The 307-nt window shown below is 65.8% G+C and carries 1 protein-coding gene; it reads left to right on the top strand.

All coding sequences use genetic code 11. The features are described from left to right. Positions 1-307: hypothetical protein (locus ACWGTI_RS32855; RefSeq protein WP_454590706.1), on the top strand; the 307-nt coding region annotated here is incomplete at both ends.

The raw sequence follows: 307 nt of genomic DNA on the forward strand, positions 1-307 counted from the left end.
TGCGTGATGATGCGCACTTTGCACCGGCGCACTCTGCCGGGGCGCGCTCAGGCACCTTCGGCGGCCTTCAGTCCTTTGTCGACCTGAATGCGCCCACACCGTCCGATTTGCGCGACGATGCTCACTTTGCGCCGGCGCACTCTGCCGGGGCGCGCTCAGGCACCTTCGGCGGCCTTCAGTCCTTTATCGACCTGAATGCGCCCACACCGTCCGATTTGCGCGACGACGCCCACTTTGCGCCAGCGCACTCTGCCGGGGCTCGCTCAGGCACCTTCGGCGGCCTTCAGTCCTTTGTCGACCTGAATGC

The organism is Mesorhizobium sp. ArgA1 (assembly GCF_053714375.1).